18 protein-coding genes are annotated in these 25029 nt (G+C 61.7%); 10 read left to right on the forward strand and 8 right to left on the reverse strand.

The features are described from left to right. Positions 1-107 precede the first annotated feature (107 nt). Entirely contained in the window at positions 108-398 is a 291-nt protein-coding gene (locus tag AB6O04_RS12440; RefSeq protein ID WP_368564295.1) for a hypothetical protein, read from the forward strand. Positions 399-448: 50 nt separating this feature from the next. On the opposite strand, the gene AB6O04_RS12445 is transcribed toward AB6O04_RS12440, so the two are convergent. Further along, the gene (locus AB6O04_RS12445; protein ID WP_368564296.1) at positions 449-781 is read right to left on the reverse strand and encodes a hypothetical protein; all 333 of its coding nucleotides are present in this window, start codon (positions 779-781) and stop codon (positions 449-451) included. Positions 782-973: 192 nt separating this feature from the next. Beyond that, positions 974-1714 carry a 3-oxoacyl-ACP reductase family protein gene (locus tag AB6O04_RS12450; RefSeq protein WP_368564297.1) on the reverse strand — a complete coding sequence of 247 codons (741 nt, stop codon included), beginning with the start codon at positions 1712-1714 and terminating at the stop codon, positions 974-976. A gap of 97 nt (positions 1715-1811) precedes the next feature. Here AB6O04_RS12450 and AB6O04_RS12455 point away from each other — a divergent pair, with 97 nt between their 5' ends. Together AB6O04_RS12455 and AB6O04_RS12460 are read left to right on the forward strand one after the other, a co-directional pair. After that, complete coding sequence (locus AB6O04_RS12455) at positions 1812-2477, forward strand: TetR/AcrR family transcriptional regulator (RefSeq protein ID WP_368564299.1); 666 nt, start codon at positions 1812-1814, stop codon at positions 2475-2477. Positions 2478-2712: 235 nt separating this feature from the next. Beyond that, positions 2713-5049: a winged helix-turn-helix domain-containing protein gene (locus tag AB6O04_RS12460; protein ID WP_368564300.1), complete on the forward strand. Its 2337-nt coding sequence runs from the start codon at positions 2713-2715 to the stop codon at positions 5047-5049. A 761-nt stretch (positions 5050-5810) separates the two neighbouring features. On the opposite strand, the gene AB6O04_RS12465 is transcribed toward AB6O04_RS12460, so the two are convergent. Continuing rightward, entirely contained in the window at positions 5811-6707 is an 897-nt protein-coding gene (locus AB6O04_RS12465) for a LysR substrate-binding domain-containing protein (protein ID WP_368564301.1), read from the reverse strand. A 170-nt stretch (positions 6708-6877) separates the two neighbouring features. Between AB6O04_RS12465 and AB6O04_RS12470 the strand changes: the two genes are divergently transcribed. Beyond that, on the forward strand, positions 6878-7717 hold the full coding sequence (locus AB6O04_RS12470; protein WP_368564302.1) for an N-acyl homoserine lactonase family protein: 840 nt from the start codon (positions 6878-6880) through the stop codon (positions 7715-7717). 444 nt (positions 7718-8161) lie between these two features. Next, positions 8162-11536, forward strand: a complete 3375-nt coding sequence (locus AB6O04_RS12475; protein WP_368564303.1) for an autotransporter outer membrane beta-barrel domain-containing protein — start codon at positions 8162-8164, stop codon at positions 11534-11536. Between the two features lie 118 nt (positions 11537-11654). Here the strand turns inward: AB6O04_RS12475 and AB6O04_RS12480 are convergent, their stop codons facing one another. Further along, complete coding sequence (locus AB6O04_RS12480) at positions 11655-12194, reverse strand: DUF2867 domain-containing protein (RefSeq protein WP_368564304.1); 540 nt, start codon at positions 12192-12194, stop codon at positions 11655-11657. A gap of 23 nt (positions 12195-12217) precedes the next feature. Next, on the reverse strand, positions 12218-13687 hold the full coding sequence (locus AB6O04_RS12485; protein WP_368564305.1) for a phytoene desaturase family protein: 1470 nt from the start codon (positions 13685-13687) through the stop codon (positions 12218-12220). Positions 13688-13791: 104 nt separating this feature from the next. Here AB6O04_RS12485 and AB6O04_RS12490 point away from each other — a divergent pair, with 104 nt between their 5' ends. Then, complete coding sequence (locus AB6O04_RS12490; RefSeq protein WP_368564306.1) at positions 13792-14394, forward strand: TetR/AcrR family transcriptional regulator; 603 nt, start codon at positions 13792-13794, stop codon at positions 14392-14394. Positions 14395-14493: 99 nt separating this feature from the next. Further along, positions 14494-14931 (forward strand): hypothetical protein, encoded by a 438-nt coding sequence (locus AB6O04_RS12495; RefSeq protein ID WP_368564308.1) that lies wholly within the window; start codon positions 14494-14496, stop codon positions 14929-14931. Positions 14932-15417: 486 nt separating this feature from the next. Here the strand turns inward: AB6O04_RS12495 and AB6O04_RS12500 are convergent, their stop codons facing one another. Continuing rightward, a complete protein-coding gene (locus AB6O04_RS12500; RefSeq protein WP_368564309.1) occupies positions 15418-16842 on the reverse strand; it encodes a nicotinate phosphoribosyltransferase in 1425 nt (474 codons plus the stop codon). Between the two features lie 194 nt (positions 16843-17036). Continuing rightward, positions 17037-18134, reverse strand: a complete 1098-nt coding sequence (locus AB6O04_RS12505) for a LacI family DNA-binding transcriptional regulator (RefSeq protein ID WP_368564310.1) — start codon at positions 18132-18134, stop codon at positions 17037-17039. 429 nt (positions 18135-18563) lie between these two features. Between AB6O04_RS12505 and glk the strand changes: the two genes are divergently transcribed. Further along, entirely contained in the window at positions 18564-19565 is a 1002-nt protein-coding gene (glk, locus tag AB6O04_RS12510; RefSeq protein WP_368564312.1) for a glucokinase, read from the forward strand. Positions 19566-19710: 145 nt separating this feature from the next. Continuing rightward, positions 19711-22278, forward strand: a complete 2568-nt coding sequence (locus AB6O04_RS12515) for a TonB-dependent receptor (RefSeq protein ID WP_368564313.1) — start codon at positions 19711-19713, stop codon at positions 22276-22278. Here the strand turns inward: AB6O04_RS12515 and AB6O04_RS12520 are convergent. Further along, complete coding sequence (locus AB6O04_RS12520; RefSeq protein ID WP_368564314.1) at positions 22268-22531, reverse strand: hypothetical protein; 264 nt, start codon at positions 22529-22531, stop codon at positions 22268-22270. The genes AB6O04_RS12515 and AB6O04_RS12520 overlap by 11 nt on opposite strands. Before the next feature lie 75 nt (positions 22532-22606). Between AB6O04_RS12520 and AB6O04_RS12525 the strand changes: the two genes are divergently transcribed. Next, complete coding sequence (locus tag AB6O04_RS12525) at positions 22607-25021, forward strand: beta-N-acetylhexosaminidase (RefSeq protein WP_368564315.1); 2415 nt, start codon at positions 22607-22609, stop codon at positions 25019-25021. Positions 25022-25029: the final 8 nt, after the last annotated feature.

The raw sequence follows: 25029 nt of genomic DNA on the forward strand, positions 1-25029 counted from the left end.
ATCGTGTACCACTAACAGCTGTCGCGCTATTCCAGCGCGCACAAGGAGAGAACTCTCCGTCCTTAAGGAATAGGACCATGGCACGTCATGTGAGCAGGACGGGATACTTGCTTCTGGTGCTCTTGGGATGCATAGGAAATGTCCAGGGAGGCGACACTGCCGGCAAAAGCCCGAACGGCGTCCGCTATCACGGCGGCGACGAGATCGTCCTTCAAGGTTTCCACTGGAACGTGATCCGCACCGTGCCGGCGGGTGCGCAGTTGAAGACCGCGGCTGCGGCGTTGAACCAAGCCAAGGTCAAGCCGATCTACGACATCGTGCCGAATCACAACAACCGCGGCATCGCGTCGTTCCCATGGCGTCGTAGGGCGGGTCGAGACCCGCCGCTCCTGACCTAGGTAGCCGATGGCCGCCCGCACGAACTTACTGCGGCGGGTCGAGACCCGCTCTATGGAAGCGTGAACTTACGCGTGGAGCGTAGTGGCCACAGTGAAGTGAAACGCGCGCCACCTACCAACCGGTAAGCCGCTGACACGCCGTGCACGAGGCCAAGTTTTTCCAGGACGCTCCGCACGCGCCGGAAGGTATCTTTCGGCTCGGCCGTCATCATGAAGAGATTGATCTCTTTTGGACTCTTGTCATAGCCCTCCAGCTCGACCTTATCGCCTAGCGCCTGCTTCAACTCGGCCTCGATGGTCGCGAGAAATCCTTCGTCAGTAAGGGATTTACGCCAGAACTTGATGATGAGTTGATATTGCATCGGCGGATTGTAGCGCGCCACGCAGCTCTTGGCGGCGCCACGTAGAGCGGAGCTGCGCCCCGGGATAGTGCCGCGTCAGTAGCAATGGGGCCGTGGCAACGGGAGGCGATAGCGAATAGCTGCTTAGCGCGCTTCTCGTAGAGCAGAGTTTGTTTCTATCCTCTTGAGCAGCTCCGCTCTACGTCAAACAACCGAGGCGGCGCTTCCCGCTCGTCAGGCGCTAAAACCACCATCGACCGCGATCGCGGCGCCGGTGACGAAGCGGCCACCCTCGCCCGCCAGCAGCGCCACCATGGCGGCGATGTCGTCGACATGGCCATAGCGCCGCAATGCCAGCCCTTGTCGCGCCGCTTCGGCGTCCGGCCCGTTGGCGGGATTCATATCGGTGTCCACGGGTCCTGGCTGGACCACGTTCGCGGTGATGCCGCGGGGACCCAGGTCCTGCGCCAGCCCCTTGCTGAGCCCGACCAGTGCGGCCTTGCTGGCGGCGTATACGGTCATGTTCGGACCGCCGACGCGTTCTCCCAGGCAACTGCCGATGTTGATGATGCGGCCGCCGTCGTGCATATGGCGCGCCGCCGCCTGGGCAGCGACGAACGAAGCGCGCACATGAATTGACATCGTGCGGTCGAAGATTTCCAGCGTGACTTCATCCAGCGGTCCGTAAGGAAAGATGCCTGCATTGTTGACCAGGATATCGATACGGCCAAGTTCTGCCACGGTCCGCTCTACCGCGTCGATGACCGCCCGCGGATCGGCACTATCGGCAGCGATCGCCAGCGCCCGGCGTCCGTATTGTTCGATTGCCGCGGACACGATGCGGGCGTCGTCCGCGGCGCTGGCGTAGGTCAAGGCAACGTCAGCCCCATCGCGCGCCAGACGTTTTGCGATCGCCGCTCCAATGCCGCGGCTGCCGCCGGTTACCAGCGCAACTTTCCCACTCAGTTCTGTCATGTCGCTTCCTTTATGTACCGGTTGGTATCTAATAATGATCGATTGATCTCCAGCGTCAAGAGATTTATGTTCCAACCAGTATGAAAAGGATCGTTCCATGAACGTACGCGGCCGACCCCGCAGCTTCGATCGCGACGCCGCGTTGCACGCGGCAATGCTGGTGTTCTGGCGGCGCGGCTACGAGGGCGCTTCGCTCGGCGCACTGACGGAAGCGATGGGTATCAATAAGCCCAGCCTGTACGCGGCGTTCGGCGACAAGGAAGCGCTGTTTCGCGAAGCGATTGCGCTGTACGAGCGCGAAGAGAACGCAACTGCCCGTGCCATGCGCGAGCAACCCACCGCGCGTGCGGCGGTGGAGGCGATGTTGCGCGACAACGCCGATGCCTATTGCAGTGCGGGCACTCCACGTGGCTGCCTGGTGGTACTGTCGGCGGCCAGCTGCGCGCCAGAACACGAATCGGTGCGAAAGCAACTGGCTGGCAGCCAACGCACAGTGTTCGAAGCATTGCGGCGCCGGCTAAAGCGCGCGGCGAGCGATGGCGAACTGCCGGCGAATACCGATGTTTCGTCGCTTGCAGCCTATTGCGAAACCGTATTGCAGGGTTTGTCACTGCAAGCACACGCTGGCGCAACGCGGGCACGCCTGCAACGTATCGTCGATTACGCCATGGCCGCGTGGGACGTCATGGTTGCCAGCGCTGAACAGCCACCGTTGAAAGCGATTACATCGGCGACCCGCGCCCGGCGCAAGCCAACCCCATAGTATTTCGAAGCGTGGGTGCACCAATCGCGTGCATCACCATGCGCTTCGGTTACCGCATCCGGGGTTCCTGAATCTGCAAGCCGTTTAGTTGCATCCGTCCCTGTTTTGTTCGGCTTCCCTGCTTACACTTGGACTTGGCGCATGGATGCTATAACGCTCCAGCCGGCACCATCGTGTGTACAGGCGGTTGCTCCAGCGCGTGGTGTGTCTCCGGGGAAAATACAAGGCGTCGATGTTGATCAAGAAGAGAAGCTATCGGTTCGGCGATTTCGAACTGGATACGCGTGCGCGTGAGTTGCTTCAGGACGGCCAGCCGGTGGCGTTGGCCATGGTCGCTTTAGATTGCCTGGCCTATCTGATAGAGCACCGCGATCGTCCTGTCGGTCGCGACGAACTCATCTCCGCCGTGTGGGGCCGCACCGATGTCAGCGAATCCACGCTTGCGCACACCATCGTGCGCTTGCGCCAGGTACTTGGCGACAACGGCAACGATCAGCACAGTATCCGCACCGTTCCGCGCCTTGGTTTCCGCTGGATTGCCAACGTTGAAGAAATAACGGAAATCGCCGATACAGCACCCATCAAAGTCCCGGTGCAGGACGTTGCACCGGCCGGCGCGCAGCCGAGTGGCGCGCAGGTGTCCGAACCTAGACGGTCGCTGCCATCGATGCACCCTCGCTGGCGCTGGCTGATGGCGGCACTGCTGGTAGTCGTCTCCGTTACCGCCCTGGTAACGACCAGGCCGCGCCCCGTTCCAGCTCCACGCGTATCCGCACTGGCGCCTGCCGAGCCGTACACGGCATGGGTGATGGTGGCTGAAGTCGACGCGCCAGAGGATTGGGCCTGGTTGCGCCTGGGCCTGATGGACCTGGTGGCGAACCGTCTGCGGCTCGGTGCGTTACCCACCGTACCCAGTGAAACAGCACTGGCGTTGTCGAAGCAGAAACAGGACTCCCGCGGCGCCGCGCCCGATGCCCGGCTCGGCATCTCCCTGCGCGTGCAGCCGCAGGTCGAACACGACAATGGTGTCTGGCGGGTACGTCTGACGGCATATCCGGAGAAGGGCAGCGTTTTGCATGCCAGCGCCCAAGCCAGTGATGTGCTGGTGGCGGCGCGCGAGGCCACGGACGATCTGCTGATCGCGCTTGGACATTCGCCACCGGCGGATGATCGCCGCTCACCCGCGGATCCGGAGAAACTGCTGCAGCAGGTCACCGCGGCGCGGTTGGGGGGCCACTTGCCCTTGGCGGTGGAACTACTGCAGCAGGCTCCGCCGCAATGGCGGGAGCAACCGGAAGTAGCGCTGGTTGCCGCCAAGGTCGATTGCGATCGCGGCGAACGCGAAGCGTGCGAGCAAGGCTTAGCGGCGCTGCTGAAGCAGCTTCCGGCCGAAAAGAACCCGGTGCTGCGTGCCCGCGTGCTGACATCAGTAGGCTGGCTGCACGCCAATCGCGCCGAGTACGATCAAGCCGACAATGTATTGACCGAAGCGCTGGGCCTGTTGCGCGGCCAGAACGCGCCTGGCGTGCTCGGCAATGTCTATTCGCTGCGTGGCTGGGTACGACTGACGGTATCGCGCCTGGATGAAGCGGTGGCGGATCTGAGCCAGGCGCGCCTGGCATTCGTCCGCAGCGGCGACATCCGCGAGATCGCCCGCACGGACCAGCGCCTGGGCGTGGTCGCCGGTCGGCGCGGCCAACCCGGAACAGCACTGGCGTTGCTGCAACGTTCCGCTGACCGTTTTGAAGCTGTCGGTGCCGAAACCGATCTCGCCATAACCTTGATCGCAACCGCCGAAGTCCAGGAGCATCTGCTCGAATTCGAGCAGGCATTGGCAACGACCGACCGCTTCTGGTCGCCACAGTTCGCGCGCGATTGGGGGCGCGCCATCTGCCGCGCTTGGGTGCTGGCGCAGAATGGCCGGCTGCAGGAAGCCGCCGCGATGGCCGAGTTCATTCTTGCCGAAGCGGATCCCACTGAAGAAGCGGCCTTGCGTGCCGAGGCGCAGGTATTGCTCGCCCGGATCGCACTGCTGCGTGGGCAGGTGGACGACGCGATACGGTTAGCCAGAAAGGCCTCGACACCGGTGCTGGAAGACGGCGACCGGCGTGAGTACATGGGCAATTGGATAGTGCTGATCCGCGGCCTGCGCGGTGCCGGTCAGACAAAATCCGCACGGCGCGAAGTCGAGCTTCTACGCGCCTGGGTCGGTACCGCACCGGACGATTGGCAGCGCACCGGCATGATGTTGATGGAAGCGGAACAGGACTGGCTCGAAGGCCAGCGTGAGCCGGCACTGCGTCACTACGCCGAGGCAATGGCCAGCGCCGAACGCCTGGGCGTTCCGGAATGGCTGGTGGCAGTGAGCTATTCGTACGCGCCGGCATTGATCGCGTCAGGACATCTAGAACAAGCCGGCGTGATTGGCGGCCGCATCGGGTCATGGGCCGACCAGGACATGCGCGCGGCCTGGGTGCAGGCACGCCTGCATCAGGCGCTTGGCGATGTGGAGGCCGCGCAGGCTGCGCAACGGGTGGCGAAGCGGTTGGCGGGTGAGCGGAGGCTTCCGTAGCTGTTTTTTATTCTCTTTTTTATTCTCTTGGTGCTGCGGACAGTTCATCGAATCGGATGATCTACGCGCCTGCCGCGGGCCCTACTTTGCTTTGCTCGTGCAAAGAAAGTAGGCAAAGAAACACGCCCCTGGCAGCGCGCCCTTCGGGTGCGTGTCGCCGGTGGGAATTTTCGGAAGGTACATCCATGTACCTGCCGAAAACGCCGCGCGTCCTGCGCGGCGCCCCAAGGGGTTGTACCCACCGGCGCCACCGCGCCTTAAAGGGGACCCCAAGAAGCGAAAGGCAACAGCGAGAGCAAGAGCAAGAGCGAACGGCAAAGTGTCTGCTTTTTGTTGCTGTTGCTCTGGCTTTGCTGTTGCTGTTGCTGTTGCTCTGGCTTTGCTGTGGCTGTGGCTGTGGCTGTGGCTTTTGATCTTCGGGGCCCCGTTTAGGCGCGGCAAGCGGGACGGGTAAAACCCCACAGGGGCGGCGCACAGGATGTGCGTCGTTTTCGGCAGGCACATGGATGTGCCTTCCGAAAATTCCCGGCCCGATTGCGAACCCGAAGGGCGCGCTGCCTGGGGTGTGTTGACCAGCCATTCGGCTGTTGAAAAGCACCTCTTTTGGTTACTTTTCTTTGCACAAGCAAAGAACAGTGACGCCCGCTGCAAGCGCGTAGATCATCAGCCCCGGTGAACGGTCCGCGCCAGCGCCAATAACTAAGAACCAAGAACCACAAGAGCGAAGGGCGAAAAAACCTAGCGCCACCCCGCAACCACTTTCATCCCAGAAAACCCTTCAACCTCTCCTCAACAAAATCCACAAACAACCGCACCTTGCTGGCTGCGTTCTGCCGAGCCGCGGTAACCGCATGAATCGTATGATCAGCCAACCGATAATCCGGCAACAGCTGAACCACCTGACCATCAAGCAGCTCCCGCGTCCAGAACCAGGCCGGCATCACCGCCACACCCAATCCGGCAAGCACAGCATCCTGAAGTGCATCGACCGTGGACAGCGCCAAGCGGCCTTGCACTCGCACACTTACTTTGCCATTAGGCCCTTTGAAGTCCCACACACCCGGGCGCTCGGTGCCGGTGAATATGAGGCACTGATGCCCCGGTAAATCTTCTGGCGCTTTGATTCGACCATCCCGCCGGATGTAATCGGGCGAAGCCACCACGATGCGCCGCGAGATCCCGATGGGCCTGGCGATGAGGTTGGAATCCTTGAGCGACGCCATGCGAAATGCGACGTCGACGCGATCCTCGATCAGCTGCGATAGTTGATCGGATAGCACCAGTTCCATTGAAAGCTGCGGATGTTCCTTCTGCCAATCGCGAAGCGCCGGAATCAGCAGCTTGCGGCCAAAGCCATTCGAGCACGCAATCCGCAACCGACCGCGAAGCCTTCCACGCTCCTGCAATGCGGACTCGCTCGCGCGCTTGAGTTCGAGCATGCGCAATGCGTGCTGCAGGTAGGTTTCGCCCTCTTGCGTGAGACTGATCGCACGCGTGGAGCGATGAAGCAGGCGGCAGCCCAGATGCTTCTCAAGCGCGGCAAGTTGCCGGCTGAGCGTGGCCTGTGTCGTACCCATTGCGATCGACGCGGCCGTGACACTGCCGGATTCCGCGATGGCGACGAATGCCTCGATGTGTTCGAGCAGACCGTTATTCATACGTTTTACTCATAAGTGTTACCCGCCGACGCCGTTGTAATGCGTGTCTTCCGTTTCTACCGTTTCGCCCACCGGGAAACGGACATGTGCCGCGCCCGACTCCACTCGCTTGCGCAAGGCTTACCGCCTGTGCACGAGCTCCATTCCTAATCAATGACTTCGAGTTACCCATGCGCCCACTGATCGGATTGATAGCCGCTCTCGCTTTAAGTTTTGACGTTGCGGTCGCAGCTCCGTCGCCGAGTCCGCAGCTTCGTCTCTACGTTATGGATTGCGGCCGGGCCGAGTTCAAGGATCTCGGGCCGTTTTCGGATACGGGCGATTATGACGGGCATCCCGGAACGCTGATGACCCCGTGCTTTCTCATCCGGCACCCGAAAGGCGACATGCTCTGGGAAGCAGGCCTGGGCGACAAGTACGCGGCGGACTCCGCTGGCGTCGCGCTGCCCAACTACCGCGCCGTCGTGCCCAACACAGTGGAGAGCCAACTCCGCGAGTTGGGGATTGGGTTCGCCGATATCGACTACTTCGCGTTCTCCCACGGCCACCCCGACCATCTGGGCAATGCCCACAAACTGGGAAACGCCACCTGGGTGGTAAATGCGAAGGAGTTGGCCTGGATCGACTCCAAACCCGCTCCGCCGCGTACGAACGCCGCGTTGATCGCCGCGCGTCCTGCGGATAGGACTGTGCTGATCGAAGGGGATCACGATGTGTTCGGCGACGGCTCCGTCCGCATCCTGGCCGCACCCGGACACACGCCTGGCCATCAGGTCTTGCTGGTGCAGCTGCCAAGGCACGGCGCCGTGCTTCTCTCAGGCGACCTGTACCACAGCGAAGAGAACCGGCAGCAACGGCGGATGCCGGTCTTCAATGTGAGCCGGGCCGACACGTTGGCATCCATGGAGCGGATCGAACTCATTCTGCGCAACCGCCCCGCGAAGCTTGTGATTCAACATTCCGTCGATTCCGTAAAATCGCTGCCGCATTCACCGCAGTTCATCGACTGATAAAACACGGTAGGAGCGGCGTCTCGCCGCGAGCTCTTTCCGTCAGATCGCGATGAAAGCGAAGAGCTCGCGCCGAGACGACGCTCCTACATGATTTTTCTGCAGCGCTCCTGGATGGTCGTTGACCGGTCCTGCACTGTCGCGGCGCTCGCCCATCAGTGACTCCGGTGCAGACCAAAGTGTGCCGTCGTTCGAACAATGAGCACATTCCAGCCGCCCTGCATGAGTTCTGCGCCTAGGATGCATGCGTCGCTACCGTGGTCCGGGCCAGGCTAGGACATCTGTTGCGGTCTGCAGGACCGCTCGCCCAGGTTTTTGCTCGCCATCCGGCGCAGGTCAGGATGAGGGGAAGTGCGCTTAAGCATTCCGGGGAGTGCTCCCGCTTCGATTGATCGCGCGCGGATCGCGTGCTCGCACCCGTTTTGAACACAATCAAGGAAATCCATGCCTTTCTCGCGCTCCGCCTTGGGCGGCAACGAAGATATTTCGCAGCTACCGCCGCTATGGCAGCAGTCGATCGTCGATAACGCGCGCGAAGAGGCCGAGCGCGCCCTCGCCCAGCGACGCCTCAAGACGCTTTCTTTCTCCATCGTCACGGCCTTGGTGGCCGGGGTGGTGGCGCGGCCTGCCGCGGTGCAGGCGACCGACTACAAGGATGCGATCACCGGCGTTGCTGGCAATGACAGGACTGGCGGCACGGGTAATTACAATCCTGGCTACGACATCGTCGAACAGGACAGCACGCTGCATTACCGCCTCGCCAACGGCGACAGCGTGGCGCTGGAAGGCGTCGACGGCGACGTGCGGGCAATGTCGATCACCAGCGGCAACCCGCCGGTGGTGATCGACGTGGCCGGCGATGGCTGGCTGGATCTGTCGGCGATCCGCGGCGAGAGCAGCACCGTGGGCAGCGCGGTCGGCATCCTCAACGACGGCAATACGGTCACCGTCAACGGCAACACCAGGATCTCCACCAACGCCGACGACCTGGATTTCGGCATGGTCCGGGGTAACGGTGCGCAAGGGGTGATTGGACGCGGCCGCAGCACCACGATCTTCAACGGCGCCACCGACATCCACGCCCGTACGCAGGGCCATGCGCGTGCGGTCTGGGCCGATAGAACCAGCACCATCATCTTCAACGGCCCGACCACGATCCTGGCCGAGAGCCGCGGCACGCTCGACGCGGTCTACAGCTTCGATGGCCGCATCACCTTCAACGGCGACACCACCATCTCGGCGCTGTCGATCTGGCCCAGCGATAACGCCCATGCCATCTACAACGACGGCGTCGGCAGCCGGCTCACGGTGAACGGCGACCTGTCGCTGACCACGGTCGCGATGGGCTCGACCGCGTTCGGCGTGCGCAACCAGGGGAACATGGAAGTCACCGGCGACACCACGGTCAATGTCCAGGGGCCGCGCTCCACGCACGGGATCGCCAACACGCATTGGCGGGCGCGGATGACCTGGAACGGCGATGTCGACGTGCGCGTACGCAGCGAGGGGCCGGAAAACGGCTACACGCCGTTCGGCAAGCCCTCCGGCCTCAGCAACGACCGCTCGCCCGGTGCGGTGATGACGTTCAACGGCGCCGTCAATGTCGACGTCGCCTCGGAAACGGAAACCTACGGCACCGTCAACAGCGGCCTCATCGACTTCACCTCGCCCACCGCGCCGGTGTCGTTCACCGTCGCCAACGTTTGCAACCCGCCCAACCACCCGAATTGTGCTGATGTTGACGTGTACGGCATCCGCAACTTCGGCACTGTCAACGTCGCCGGCGGCCTGACCGTGTCGACCATCGCTGGCGGCACCGGCGCTGCGTATTCGATCTGGAGCGTGCCGATCGACATCCAGGACGCCAGCGTCACCGTCAACCAGACCGGCGGGCAAAGGGTGCAGCTCGACGGCGACATCCTGACCGCGTCCGATGCGGTCAACGGCCGTACCGGTTCGGTCGACATCAACTTCGACACCGCCGACTCGTGGCTGCGCGGCCTGATCGGCGGCCATCAGACCGATGCCGGCTACACCGTCGGCAAGGCCGACCTGGCGTTTTCCAATGGCGCGGCGTGGGTGCCACAGGGCACCGGTACGCTGAACAACGATTTCGGGTCGGGTTCGCTGACGCTCGGCGGCAATGGCGCGATCGACATGGCGGGCTACTGGGGCAGTTTCGTCCCAGGCGCCGTGCCGGGGCATGGCTATCGCCGCGTGATCGTCGATAGCAGCAATAGCATCACAGGCGCGACCGTAGCGCTCGCCGACGGCGCGACGTTCAAGCTGCTCAGCGATATCACCGGCAAGTCGGGTGCAGCCACCGCCGACCAGATCGTGTTCGGCAGCGGGATCAAGAATTTCTCCGCAACCGGCACTCAAAGAGTTCAGATCGTCTACGACCCCGTGCTGGACGACACTTCGTGGGTCAACGCCGCAGCGATCCGCGACGGAAAATCGATCACTGCCACTTCGCCCATCGACATCGTTGATGCCAGCGCGGCCGCAGGCGGTACCGCTACGTTCTCGGCGGCGGCGGGCGTGAATGGTCAATGGAGCGGTACCTACGAAAACGCCCTTGTGCAATTCACCTATGTGCCGCAGGTGGCCTTGACTGCTGACCGAAAGAAGATAGTGCTGGCCGGCATCAATGTCGTGGGAACCGGCGGTACAGGCGGCACGGGGACTGATCCTGGCACCAATCCTGGTACTGGCACCGGCACTGATCCTGGTACAAATCCTGGTACCGGAACTGGCACCGATCCCGGTACTAACCCTGGCACCGGAACCGGCACCGATCCTGGCACCAATCCTGGCTCTGGAACCGGCACCGATCCTGGCACCAATCCTGGAACTGGCACTGGCACGGACACAGGTGCAGGCATCCTGCCGTCGCAAACAGTACTAACCGCAGCCGACGCCGCGGATAGCGTCATGAATCTGTGGAAGATCAGCGGGCAAACTTCATTGCAACACCTGCGCAATCAGATGCGCGAAGCAGACGCGGATCAGTCCAACGTCTGGGCGAAAGCCACCACCGGCGAACTCACCGCGAGAACCGCGTATTCCCGCCGCTATCGCCAGGACTACAGCAGCGTGACGGTCGGTGCGGACCGCAGCTTCGTGCTGGATTCCGCGTCGGGTTCGCTAGGCTTCACCGCCGGAAAGATCCACTCGACGGCCGATTACACTCAGGGCCGAGGCGATCTGACGGGAACCACGCTGGGGTTTTACGGCCAGTGGAGCGCAGGCAACGGCGCCTATATGCTGCTCGGCGCCAATGCTTCATCGTTGAAGAACCGATACAGGGCAACCGACTCCGAAGGCCGCGCGATCGCCGGCGAGTATCGGACTGAAGCGGGCCAGGTCTATGTTGAAGCTGGCCGCACATTCAAGCTTGCGAACGCCTATTACATCGAACCCCAACTCGCACTGTCCGCCAGTGCGATCCGCGGCAACAAGCACACCACCAGCAATGGTGTGCAGATTGATCAGGACAGGCTCGATACTTCATTCGCACGGGCGGGCGTTACCTTCGGCAAGGCGCTGCACGGGGAGCGGCTCAACGGCAATGTTTATGCGCGGGCATCAGCGCTGCACTACCTTGGCGACAACGTGGACATCACCGCATCCCGGGACGGGGGCAGCATCGTCCCGGAGTCGCTCGACCGAAAAGGCACCGAGGGCGAGCTGTTGGTAGGCGGCGACATCGTCCTGGGCAACGGGCGTACCGGGTTGTTCCTGGAGGCGGCTGGCACCACCGGCGCGGAGACGAAGCAGCATTGGACCATCCAGGCAGGATTCCGGCATAGCTGGTAAGGCGCGTTCAAGCCCGCCTTCATTGAGCATTGAAATCCATCCGGCGGGCTTGAGCCCGCCCTATGATCCTGCCGTTCGTCGAAGTCGCTGCACACGCTCGCATCTCGATGCCGTTAGCCTAAGCAGCCTGGGGCCAACCCCTACGGGAAGCATGACGCATGCTGGATTGGACGAGAAGTCGATGAAACGGCGCAATAATGAAGATGTACAGGCGGCCCATACGATTGTGGCAATGCACGACGGTCGACAAGGTAAGACGTTGCTTGCCTGATGGCGGTGCAGCCTCCGAGTGCAGTACGGAAAGCCTGAAATCGAGGTGTTTGTCGTCCTCGCCAAGAATCAGCTCTGCCGCTTCCTTGCCATAGATCTTGAATATTCCAACGCGATTCTCGTTGTTCTTGGCATCGACAGCCTTGAGATGCTTCGTGGTCTTCAGACCTACACCTGCCACCACCATGTCCCGGATTTTCATGAGGCCGAACATCCAGGGCGGAAGCTGCGAGAAAATGAATCTCGCCAGCACTTCAGGATCCTTCGACGTCCCGCTTGGGAGTTCTATCGAATACGCGTCCGCAAGGTTGACCGTCGCATACAGGGTGGTGACGCGGGATTCGGGTGGAAGCGGTACGGTAGCAACATGGTGCGGTTTGTGCGACATGGCGGGCCCTTGGTGGGTTTGTTTTATGATTTGCCCGAATCGCGCAGCAACGCATCGGACGCCTGGATGCCGGACAGCATCGCCGACGGCACGCCATAGCCGGGAAATGTGGTTTGGCCGGCTAGATACAGGCCGTTGATATGCGTCCGATGAGAGAAGAATTGACCCGGAGCGGCACCAGGCGCGATCCCATATAGCGCACCCTCGTAGAGATGTCGATCTCTGGCGAAGGCATTCGGGTCAATCACACGCACTGTGTCGATCAACAAGGCGGGGAGCTTCTGTTTGAGCCCTCCGATGTGGTTTGCCACAGCCTGCTCCGTCATCGCATCGGTCCAGTCCGATGCCGACACGATGCCACTTACGGGCGCAAAGAATTCGATGACGCCTTTATTTTCCGGGGCGAGCTCCGGAATGGTCGCGGTTGGATTCGTATAGGCCAGCCATCGCGGGATGCCGAGCGCTGCCGCATGCATTCGTCCTTGCTCGGACATCTCCGGAACATGGTTGACGATGAAGGCATCATTGCCGACGCCTTGGCAGCCTATCTGTATCGCTATGGCCCGATGCGACAACGGTGAATGACGTACGCGCTTCAGAAGTGATGCAGGCACCGCATCTTCAGGCAACAGTCGCATCGCCAGTTCAAACCCGGAACAGGTCGCGACGACCTGGTTCGATTCGATCACTTCGCCTGTCGACAGTTCAACGCCGCGTAATTGCCGGTTGGACACCCGCAATCCGCTGACCTGTGCGCCGCAACGGATCAGCACGGAATGCTTTCTTGCCGCCCGATAGAGCGCCGCGGGAATCACCCCCATGCCGCCGCGCGGCAGATGAAATCCTTCTTCCATCAACGCCATGAAGCCGATGATCTGAGTGGCCGGCAAGCGCGCCGGTGCCGTGCCGGTATAGAGCAGCGTCGACGCGACTGCGGCTTGCACATCGGGGTCCCGGAAGTGAGCGGATATCAATCGCTCGACACTGCCGCGCATATGCGGCAGGTATTTCCATAGCCGGCCCAGCACACGTGGCAATGAGGGTTCTGCAGGCAAGACGTCATGGACAAGAGTCTGATAGATCGGGCTCCAGCGCTTCCTCAATCTGGCGAGCTCTTCTCGCAGCTTGAAGGTCCTTTCCCGTGCATTGACGCCCTCCACATAGGATCCGTCCACGCTTGAGAGATGAACCGTAGTGCCATTGTCGAGAACGGTGCGCTGGGGGTTCGCGATGGAAACCAGCGACACTTCGCTATCGAAGTCGATCCCCAACCGACCGAACGCTGCCCTCAGCAAAGAAGGCACTGCAACGTACAGCGCGCCATTGTTGAACGTATATCCATCCATGGTGCGGGTCGAACAGCAACCGCCAATGGCATCGGACGCTTCAAGCACAGTGACCCGCCGCCCCGACCGCGCCAGGTGAAGTGCGGCACTAAGCCCGGCCAAACCGGCTCCCATGACCACCGCTGGGGATTTGTCGCTGCTGGACATTCCTTGAGATTCCCTGGGTACTGTCGGGGCGCGTGATTCCTCTGCGCTTGACCATTATTGAACAATGTTCAACAATGTACATTGTTCAATTTTGAGAAACAAGCATGCCGTCTGTCACTCGGCAGGAGCGCAAGCGGCAACAGACCCGCGACCGCATCGCCAAAGTAGCTTTCGACCTGTTCGAAACGCACGGCTATGACGCGGTCACCATGGATCACATCGCGACAGCCGCCGACGTTGCGCGAGGCACGCTCTACAACCACTTCGCCGTGAAGGAAGCAGTGCTGGCGCACTGGATGCATGCACAACTCAAAATCGATCTCGCACCATTGGTGGTAGAAGTGATGCGCAAGAACAGCTTCAATGGCCGGGTTGCCACGCTGCTGGAAGCATCGGCCGCCTGGTGGGAACAACACCGTCGCTACCTTGCGCCATACATTCGTTACCGGTTCCAAGGTGTCGGGCAGGTGCCGCGAGGCGAAGAGCCGACTTCCAGCCTGGTGACGGCCTACACGATGCTCATCGAACGCGGGCAACAGGATGGCGAAATCCGCCAGGACGCATCAGCCCCGAGGCTCGCACACTATCTGCATTTTCTCTACTTCTCCGCGCTGATGCGTTGGGTGGATGACGGCGATCTTTCGTTGGCGGACGAGTTCGCGGATGTGCTTGAGTTCTTCAATGAAGGTGCGATGGGAACGCGGTGACGCGGCGGCTGCATGCTGGTCAGCGCCTCCAAAGAAGTTCCTCGATCGCCGGCGCTACAAGGTCGCGCCGGCGCGCAGTGATCAAACGGAGATTACTTTATGGTTTTTCGCTTCTACCGTACTGGCGCTTGGTTATGGATCATTACCGGCATCACACACAATCTGTTCGACCTTTTATCGCGCCTGTTCCCATCCGCAGCCAAGGAACCGGTTCGCACCGCTCTGCACAACCTATCCTTTGAGTTTCTCGGCATGCATAGCGACTACTACCAGCTGACCATGGGCTTCAGCCTGGCGATGGGTACATCGATCGCGCTGGCTGGTGTCTTGTTCCTCCTGATCGCTCGCCTGACGACGGATACCGCCGTCAGGGCGCGCCCAGCCTGCGTTGTGGGCCTCGTCGCATCGATGGTCCTTCTCGCACTTTCGGTTACCGTGCTGCAGCTCCCTCCACCCATGGTCACCTTCGCATTGGCAACTCTCGCCTTCGCGGCTGCACTGTTTACTTCGGCACGGAGCGGCGCCATCAGTGCGTAGTCATGGGCCATGTCTGTGAGCCGGGCACAGCCACCCAGAATTTCTTTCCAACATGCCGCCGCCATCACCGCCTTGGGATCTTCCGGCGCGCTTGCGTTCCGCGATTCGTACCCGAGTTGCGATCGGACCGAGCTCACCACGGGCGGCGGCACATTGACCCACTATCGACAGCGCCAGAACTGTCCAGGTGAGGTCAATCGCCTGCAGTGGGGATCGCATCCGGACGGCTCTCCCGACGGCTTGGGCTGGGCGGAACGGTGAGTCGTCAAAGTACCAAAGCTTGAGCTCCGCAGCTGCTCCCATAGGGCGGGCTCAAGCCCGCCGAATGGGAATCATAGGATGTGGCAAGCCGCAGGCGCGTCGCATCGCTCGCGAGTTGATGGTGAGGAGATGTTTCCCTGCTTCGACCATTCGCGATCGATGCGGTTCGCGTTGCTCACCGCATCCTACATAGACGATATAGGCAGGCGAATCCATCGCAACGGCCTAGAGGCGGACAGCGTTAGCGCGGGCGCGGATGTCGGCGAAGGTGTCGTCGTGGAGGATCTTGCCGTCCTCCCAAATCGTCACCATCGCGTCGTCGAAACCGATCGGCTTGTCGACCTGTGCCAACGATTCGGCGTCGGTTGGCACCGGCACGGTACGAAAAGTGCCGTACTCGCGGTGTCGCAGCAGCGTCATGCGGCCGCGTTTACTCTGCTTGTCCTTATCCGTCACCGGATCTTTGTAGACATCAATCCATTGCCCGTTGATACGGACCGCTGAGCACTTGAGTGCGAACTTCTGCGTATCGCGATCCAGCCGCTGCAGCAGCGCGCCTCCCATGCCGAACGCCACGTTGTCGGTGGCATAGCCGGCGCTGGTGATGCGCTCGAGGATGGCGCGGATGCTGGTCGGGTTGATGCCGTCGCCCTGGATCACACGCACGTGGTTGAGCACCTTGTAGCCCTTGCCATTGACGGTGTGGCCGAAGGCTTCATCTAGCAGCTCCAGGCACTGATGCACCACAGCGACCGGGTCGCCCGAGTCGGGGCGGATCACGACGGTGGCGCCGGAGTCGATGACTTCCTGCTTCAGCGTCTTGCCCCAGTGCTCGCGGATGGCGTGGTAGATGTCGTAACTGTCCGACACCACCGCGACGATCGAACCGGGCTTGGCGAACTGTTTCAACATATTGCGGTAGGCCTGCACCTCGTTCTCGCGGCCCCAGCTGGTGATGGTGCTGTGTTCGGCAGCGGGGATGGAGTAGCCAGCCATCGGCTCGTGGTAGTAGGCCTTGGCCACTTGCAGGCCCGACACCGTGTCGGTGCCCAGGAAGTTGACCAGGTGCGCGGCACCGCCGATGGCGGCTGATTCCACGCTGGAAACGCCACGGCTGCCAAAGTCGTGCAGCTTGAACGGCAACTGCCCTTCTGGATCGTCGCTTGTGCGTTCCAGGAACTGGCGGATGGTCTGCTTGGCATGCCAGCTGGTCGTGGCGACGGTCACCGGATACCAGATGCGCAGCAGCATGGTTTCCAGGTAGGACGGAACCCAGTAGGCCTGCGGGTCGGTCGACTCGATGGTCATCAGCGCGTTGTGCGTGGGCACCACCGTTCCCTCAGGCACAGCACGGATGCGGATCGGCAACAAACCGCCGTGATGATCGACGATGTAGCGCCAGCCCGACTCATTGAACGGCTCGCCATGGGCCGCGAACAGATCACGCGCCTCATTGACGTCGGCATGGGTGATCGGCTTGGCCAGGTATTCCTTCAGGATCGCCTGAAGCCCGAAGAAGACAGTGCGGTCGTAGGTGCCACCACGTGATTCAACATAGAAAAAGGTGGCATCGGTTCCCGGCGGATACTGCAGCCAATGGCTGGCTTTGTAGCTGTCGGTGTTGAGCAGCAGGTTATCGAGGCATTGCATGACGGAGGCTCCTTCGCATGAAGTCGAGCATCGTTGTGCGAGCACTTCATTTCAAGTCGCCGATCGATCAGACCAATAGGATGCGGTGAGCAAAGCGAACCGCATCGGTCGCGCCTGCGGAGCACGGAACCTTCCTCCATAACACTGTACGAACGATGCGGTACGCCTGCGGCTTACCGCATCCTACGCCCGCCCTACGAACGCGGGCGCAGCGGTGCGGTCGATCCGCGCACCACCAGTTGCGGCAAAAAACCTTGGTTGCGGGGCGGTGTGGAGTTGCTGCCATAGGCCGGCTGGCGCAAACCGGCGATCAGCAGGCGGGTGGCCTGCCGGGCGATGTCGTCGGTGGCCTGCTTGGCGGTGGTCAATGGCGGCCACGATTGGCGCGAGAACGGACTGTCCTCGAAACCGGCAATGGAAAGCGCATATGGTACGTCGACGCCTGCGGACTTGGCCGCGGCCAGCACGCCGGCGGCGATTTCGTCGTTGCTGCCGAAGATCGCGGTGGGCGGCTCCTGCAACCCGAGCAGCTGCCGCGCGCCACGAAAGCCGTCGTCGAAAGTGAAATCACCGGGCACCACCAACTGCTTGTCGACGTCGATGCCGTAGTCCTCCAGTGCTTTTTCGTAGCCGGCATAACGCTCGCCGCTGGAACGGTGCTGCGGTCCGCCCCATAGAAAGCCGATGCGCTGATGGCCAAGCTGGATCAGATGCTCGGTGATTTCGTAAGCGGCGCCACGATCATCGACGTAGACACACGGCAGGCCGTCGTCCGGCTCCTCGGTCGCGGCGATGATCCGCACCAGTGCGATGCCACGCTCGGCCAACGTGTCGACCAGGTCCTTGCGCTCGGACATCGGCGCGGTCAGCACCAGCCCGGCCAGGCGGGAGCGCTGTACGAATTCGACCAGTTCGTCGGCCAGTGATGGCGAAGTCGAGTCGACCGGTTGGATCTGCAGGCCGTAACCGGTCTCGCGGCAAGCGGCCAGCACGCCCTTCTGCATCGCAATGATGTGATGCGGGTTGGGGTTGTCGTAGACAAGGCCGATCACGAACGACATGCCGTTGCGCAGGTTTCGCGCCGCCGGATCGGGCTCGTAATCGAGCTCGGCGATGGCCTGCGTCACCCGCGCGCGCGTCGCCTCCGCCACCGATGGTTCGTTGTTGATCACCCGGGACACCGTCTTCAGCGAAACCTCGGCGCGTTCGGCGACGTCCCTGATGGTGAATCTGCGCCGGGCGATATCGACGGGCGCTCCCGTTTGGTTCGGGGGCTTGCTGCGTGGGGTCATGAGTTCACGTCCTCAGCAAGCGGTCGCCGACAGCCCCGGCATGCACGGGACGTGCAGATAGATGCCGCAGAAATGCAGCTCTGACCTACGTTGTCATCGCTTCCCACTTTCATCTGCTTCCACTCTCCCTCCAGCGGCGTCCGCGGGCTTGCTTGCGGGGCTTCAACGGATGTTCTGAGGTGTCTACCCTACCGCAAAATGTGAGATTGGAACGATCTAATTCACCTAACTACCAACAAATTTGAGTCCAATTGGCGCTTTCATGTATCTGAACAGGGAACGTTGCTACTTATCCGGTGCTTCCTAGCAAGAACCCATGACAGGTGATTGACAACGTTGTTTAGATCGATCCAAACTCGGGCCAATTATGTGAGAAGCGCCTTTTCGGGCGTCATGGCGGATGCGGGACATGGGAGGAGTTTGTTCGCAATGGTGGGTCCAGCCACAACAGGTTCGCTGGTGAACGGCACGCCTTTCCTTGCCGCTGATATCGGCGGCACCCACGCGCGCCTGGCGCTGGTACGTGCCGGTTCCGCTGGGCAGTCCGTCGAAGTGCTGGCGTTCCAGAAGTACGACTGCACCGACCATCCGTCGCTGGTCGACTTCATCGCCGACTTCCTGGCCGCACATGACGCCAAAGAAGTGGACCATGGCGTGGTCGCCAGCGCCGGCTACGAGTTGGACGACGGCACTGTCATCACCACCAATCTGCCCTGGCCGCTGTCGATCCGCGAGACACGCGAGCACCTCGGCTTCGCCGACCTCCGCCTGGTCAACGACTTCGAAGCCGTGGCTTATGCCGCGGCCGCTCTCCCCGCTGCGGAGACCACTCGCATTGCCGGACCGGACGAAGCCCCAGTGCGCGGTCCGGTACTGGTGCTGGGTCCGGGCACCGGCCTTGGCGCGGCAGTGTGGATTCCCCGCGGTGATCGCCCCTTCGTGCTGGCAACCGAGGCCGGCCAGGCTTCACTGGCGGCCAACAATGGACTCGAACTGGCGCTGGTGGCGCAGCTGTTGAAAGAGCATCAGCACGTGACGATCGAACACGTGCTGTCCGGCCCCGGCATCCTCAATCTGTACAACGCACTAGCGGTGCTGCGCGACGCGGAACCCGTGTGGTCCACGCCAAGCGAGATAACCGCTGCAGCGCAAGCCGGCAGTGACGCGCTGGCGCGCGAAACCCTGAAGACCTTTTGCAGCTTTCTCGGCAGCGTTGTTGGCGATATGGCGCTGACCTACGGCGTGCAAGGCGGCATTCGCCTGGCCGGCGGCGTCCTGCCTCAGATCCGCGACTTTCTTTTGAACAGCGACTTCGTCTCGCGCTACCTCAACAAGGGGCCCATGCGCGCGGCGCTGGAGCGCATTCCCGTGCGTCTGGTCGAACACGGGCAGCTGGGCGTGGTCGGCGCAGCGCACTGGTATCTGAACTAAGCGACATCCGAAACAAGACTTTCAACCGCAACACCACAGACACGGAGGGGGCGCATCCGGCGCCCGGTGGAAATCTAAGGAGCAACAACAGCTCGGCAACAACACAACCACCGCAGCAACCAACAGTATCGATCGGGAGAGTGGCATGAAGTACCGTAAGTCAGCACTATCGGCAGCCATCGTTGCCTGCATAACGTTCAACGCTCACGCGCAGGATGCCACCAGTACCAACGAGCAAGTCCAGCAGCTGGACGCCATCACCGTTACCGGTTATCGCGTCTCCCTTGAAAAGAGCCAGGCGGTCAAGCGCTCGGCCAACTCCATCGTCGACGCCATCAGCGCGGAAGACATTGGCAAGTTCCCCGACACCAACGCCGCCGAATCGCTGTCGCACCTGCCCGGCATCACCGTCGACCGTCAGTTCGGCGAAGGCGAGAAGGTCAGCATCAACGGCACCGATCCTGCACTGAACCGCGTGCTGGTCAACGGCCAGACCATCGCTTCCGGCGACTGGGGCGGCAACCCCACCGACACCAGCGGCCGCACGTTCAACTACACCCTGCTCTCGCCGGAGATCATCAGCTTGATGGAGGTCTACAAGACCCCGGAAGCACGCATCGACGAAGGCTCGATCGGCGGTACCGTGATCGTGCACACCCGCAAGCCGCTGGACCTGCCGAAAAACACCATCCGCGGTTCACTCGGCTATACCTACAACGACCGCTCGGAAGAAGGCAATCCACGCGGTTCGGTGCTGTGGAGCTGGAAGAATGATGCGGAAGACCTCGGCTTCCTGATCTCGGCCACCCGCGACGAACAAAGCATCGCGCGCGCCGGCATCGAATATTGGGGCTACGTCACTGGGTTGCCTGCGACCGCCACGATTACCGGTGAAGGCGACCCCGCCGCGGCAAAGCTGCCGGTTGGCATCAGCAGCTCCTATTTCCGGCAGGATCGCAAGCGCGACGGTCTGCAGACAGCCCTGCAGTGGAAACCCAATGAGCGCAATGAGTTCAATCTGACTGGCATTTACGTCAAAGGCAAATACGACAACTTCAGCCAAGCGCGCTATGTCTGCCCGGCTTGCAGTTTGAGCCAGATCACCAGCGCCACCATTGAGGACGGTTACGTGGTTGCCGCCGATGTCGATGGCGACGCCTATGCGCAGCACGATTTCAACCTGCGCAAGAGCGAAGTGGAGACCCATAGCCTGAACCTGCGCCACGACTACTATGGCGACAACTGGGTGTTCACTACCCAGGGCGGAACCACGGCCGCCAAGGGCGGCAAGGATCCGGAGTACCTGATGAAGACGTTGCTGCTCAGCGGCGGCTTCGACTTCGAATACGACGCCAACCACACGATCGTCAACTACGACAACAACGATGCATCCAACTGGGGTCTGACCCCAGGGCAGCAGTACGGTGGCCAATACTACGAAACCAGCCGCGACAAGGAGCGCTACTTCCAGTTCGACGCCGAGCGTGACGTGGCATGGGGTGCGTTCAACAAGATCCAGATGGGCTACAAGTACACCAATCACGACAACAGCGTATCTTCACGCGGTAACGCGGTGGATGTGGTCAATGCGCTCAATCTCACTGAGATCGCCGGCGGCATGTCACCGGGCGGTCTCTACGACGGCCTGGGAGCCAGCGGAGACTTGACGGATTGGACGACGGCCGATTTGGGCAAGGCGATCGCCTACTTCAATACGCTGACGCCACGCGGTCCTTACAACTACAACTACGGTCCTTCGTTCAGCGTCAAGGAAATCACCACCGCTCTCTACGCGCAGGCGAATTTCGAGGCGGGCAAATGGCGCGGCAACCTCGGCTTGCGTTACGTCGATACGTCGGACAAGTCGCTTTACTGGGTCAACCGCTCCACCGGCGGCTACGATCGCGCACTGGCCAACCGCGACTACAAAAAGGCGCTGCCCAGTTTCAACGTGGCCTACGAGCTCACCGACGACACCGTGGCACGCTTCTCTGCCGCGAAGGTGATCGCACGTCCCCGCTATGGTCAACTGGCAGGCACGCTGGACCTCAATGACGCGGACTTGACTGGTGGTGGCGGCAACGTCGACCTGAAACCCTACGAAGCGACCAACTATGATCTGGCGTTCGAATGGTACTTCGCTCCAAGCAGCATGCTTGCCGCCGAAGTGTTCCGTCGCGACATCACTAACTACGTCGTGACCACCACCACCCGGCAGCAGCTGACGAATCCGATTTCCGGTGTGTCCGGCGTCTATAACATCAGTCGTCCGGTCAATGTCTCCGATGCCACGGCAACCGGCGTTGCGCTGATCTACCAGCACGCGTTCGACAATGGTTTCGGTATCAACGCCAATTACACGTATACCGACACCAGTACCAGCAGCGATCTGTTCTTGCCGTACGTTTCGAAGAACGCTTATACGCTGACGCCGTACTTCGAGAAAGGCCCGTTCAGCGTGCGCGTGAACTACAGCTATCGCTCGGAGTACTTCACCCAGATCGGGCGCGAGCAAGCCACCGTCATGACCGACACGTACAAGCAGTTGGACCTGATCGCCGGCTACGACATCAACGAAATGTTCGGCGTCACGTTCAGCGCAACGAACCTGCTTGACGAAACCTACTACTGGTACGACACCCAAAAGCGCACCCCGCTTGGCCTGTACAAGAGTGGTCGCAACTTCCAGGTAGCCTTCAACTTCAAGTTCTGATGCGGTTCGGGCGGGCCATCGTTCCTTCTACGATGGCCCGCTCTTTTTGTAGATACTGGTACAAACCTTCTTGCCGCTTTTCCATGAGGAGTTCCGTCTGCTTGAGGATTGCTGCCCATGAAGTCGTCTTACGCAGCGTCTGCTGCTGCCATGCAACAACGCGGTTACGCTGCAGCACTGGATTCGTATGCCAGAGGCCGCCCCGCTCGCATTTCCCTCTTTTCCGCCGCCGCGGCAGGATCATCGTCTCCATGAGGCGACTGCCAGCGCATACCGCTGCCAGACCATCGGCCGCAACAAGAACGATGAAGAAGGCGATTGAATGATCATGTCCCCCGTTGATCCCGCACGCACCGGCACACTGGTACGCGTATTCACCCTGCTGCTGGCCGCCGGCATGTTGCTGCCGGGCTGCACGGAGCGCGCCACACCGGCAGCCGCGGCTGCGCCCACGCACGCCGAAACGTTGCCGCTGATTCCCGCGCCGGTCGAAGCCAAACGCGGTGAAGGCCACCTTCAGATCACCGCCAAAACAATCGTATCCATCCCCCAGAACGATGCCCCGGCGCGCGACGCCGCGAATCATTTTGTCCGGCTACTGCACGACACCCATGGTTTGAACCTGAGCGTGCGCGAGGAACCCGCTCCATCACCAGCCAGCATCCGCCTGCAGCTGGACCCACAATCGCCGGTGACCCAGGCCGAAGGCTATGCGCTGGACGTCGATGCGCAGGGCATGCGTATTCGCGCGCGCGACGCCGCCGGTCTGTTCTACGGCGCGATCAGCGCCTGGCAACTGGCGAGCGCTGACCTCGGTGGCGACGCCGCCAAAGCAGGCAATATCGAAATACCGGCCGTGACCGTCCACGACTGGCCGCGCTTTGGCTGGCGTGGCCAGTTGCTCGATGTCGCTCGCCACTTCCATGATGTGGGCACGGTCAAGCACGTGATCGATGCGATGGCTCAGCACAAGCTCAACGTGCTGCATCTGCATCTCACCGACGACCAAGGCTGGCGCATCGAGATCAAGCGCTATCCGAAACTCACCGAGATAGGCGCCTGGCGCACGCCACCGGGCGCGGGCCGCCACGGTACACCGCAGCGCTACGGCGGCTTCTACACGCAGGACCAGATTCGCGAATTGGTGGCCTACGCCGCCGCGCGTCACATCACCATCCTGCCCGAGATCGACATGCCCGGCCATGCACAGGCAGCCGTGGCAGCGTATCCGGAAGAAGTCGGCGTCACCGGCGAACGCCCGCAGGTGGGCGTGGATTGGGGCGTCAATCCCTATCTGTTCGACACCGACGAACGCAGCATGAAGTTCATCGAAGGCGTGCTGGACGAAGTGCTGGAACTATTCCCTTCGCCCTACATTCACATCGGTGGCGACGAAGCAGTCAAGGACCAGTGGGAAGCGTCGCCTGCGGTCCGCGCGCAGATGCGGCAGCTCGGCGTGAAAGACGCGCACGCGATGCAGGGCTGGTTCAACGAACAACTCGCGGCGTATCTGACCGGCAAGGGCCGGCGCCTGATCGGTTGGGACGAGATTCTGGAAGGCGGCCTGCCGGAGAGCGCCTCGGTGATGTCCTGGCGCGGCGTGGAAGGCGCCATTGCCGCCGCCAAGCTTGGTCATGATGTCGTACTCGCGCCGGCTGGCTGGATGTATCTGGACAATCTGCAGACTGACCGTAGTGATGAACCCAACGGCCGCTTGGCGATGTTGTCGATGTCGCGCGTGTATGAGTTGGATCCGGTGCCCGCGGCGCTGACCGCCGACCAAGCCAAGCACGTGCTTGGCGCGCAGGGCGCACTATGGAGCGAATACATTCCGTCGGCCCGCCACGTCGATCATGCGTTGTTCCCGCGCTTGGCGGCGGTAGCCGAAGTGGCCTGGTCACCGATGGCGGCACGCGATTGGAAGAGCTTCCTCGCGCGCCTGCCGGCGCAACTGCAGCGTTACCGTGCGCTGGGGATCGGCTACAGCGATGGTGCTTTCGCCGCCGACATAAAAATCGACGGTGGTCCCAACACCGTGTTGAGCGGCGGCCCGGCCAAGATCGCACTGGGCAATCAGACCGGTTTTGGTCAGTTTCGCTACACCATCGACGGCAGCGAACCGACGCTGAAATCCTCGTCATACAGCGCGCCGTTCCCCGTGACACTACCGGTCACCGTCAAAGCTTCCGTATTCACCGAGGACGGACGACCGCTGGCAGCGACACGCAGTCGAGAGTTCGACCGCCAAGCGCTGCTGAGCGTCGACACCCAGGGTATGCGCAACTGCCATGACGGCGGTCCGCTGGGCCTGCGCGTGCCGCTGCTGCCGGACATGCCGGGCATGGACACACCGGTCTACAACGTCGACCTGTTCTACGCGTGCTGGACCTATCCCCAGGCGCGACTGGACGGTATTGCGAGCATTCGCGTCGATGCCGCGCGACTGGCACGCAACTACGGACTCGCGCACGATCAGTCGAAGGTGCATCAGTATCCGTCGACTACGCCCCAGGGCGAGCTTGAAGTGTTGCTCGGTTGCAAGGGCGAGACGCTGGCCAAAGTGCCGCTACCGGCCGGCGATACCTTGGGCGAACAGTTCGATCTGGAAGTACCGCTGCCGCCGCAAAAAGGCGTCCACGATCTGTGCCTGCGCTTCACCGCACCCATCAAAGGCCCGCTGTACGCGATTGGAGCAGTCCAGCTGATCGAGGCCACCGCACAATCACCACCCGCCCGGCGCTAATTAGGAGC

The organism is Pseudoxanthomonas sp. UTMC 1351 (assembly GCF_040948865.1).
In the GTDB taxonomy this organism is placed as follows: Bacteria; Pseudomonadota; Gammaproteobacteria; order Xanthomonadales; family Xanthomonadaceae; genus Pseudoxanthomonas_A.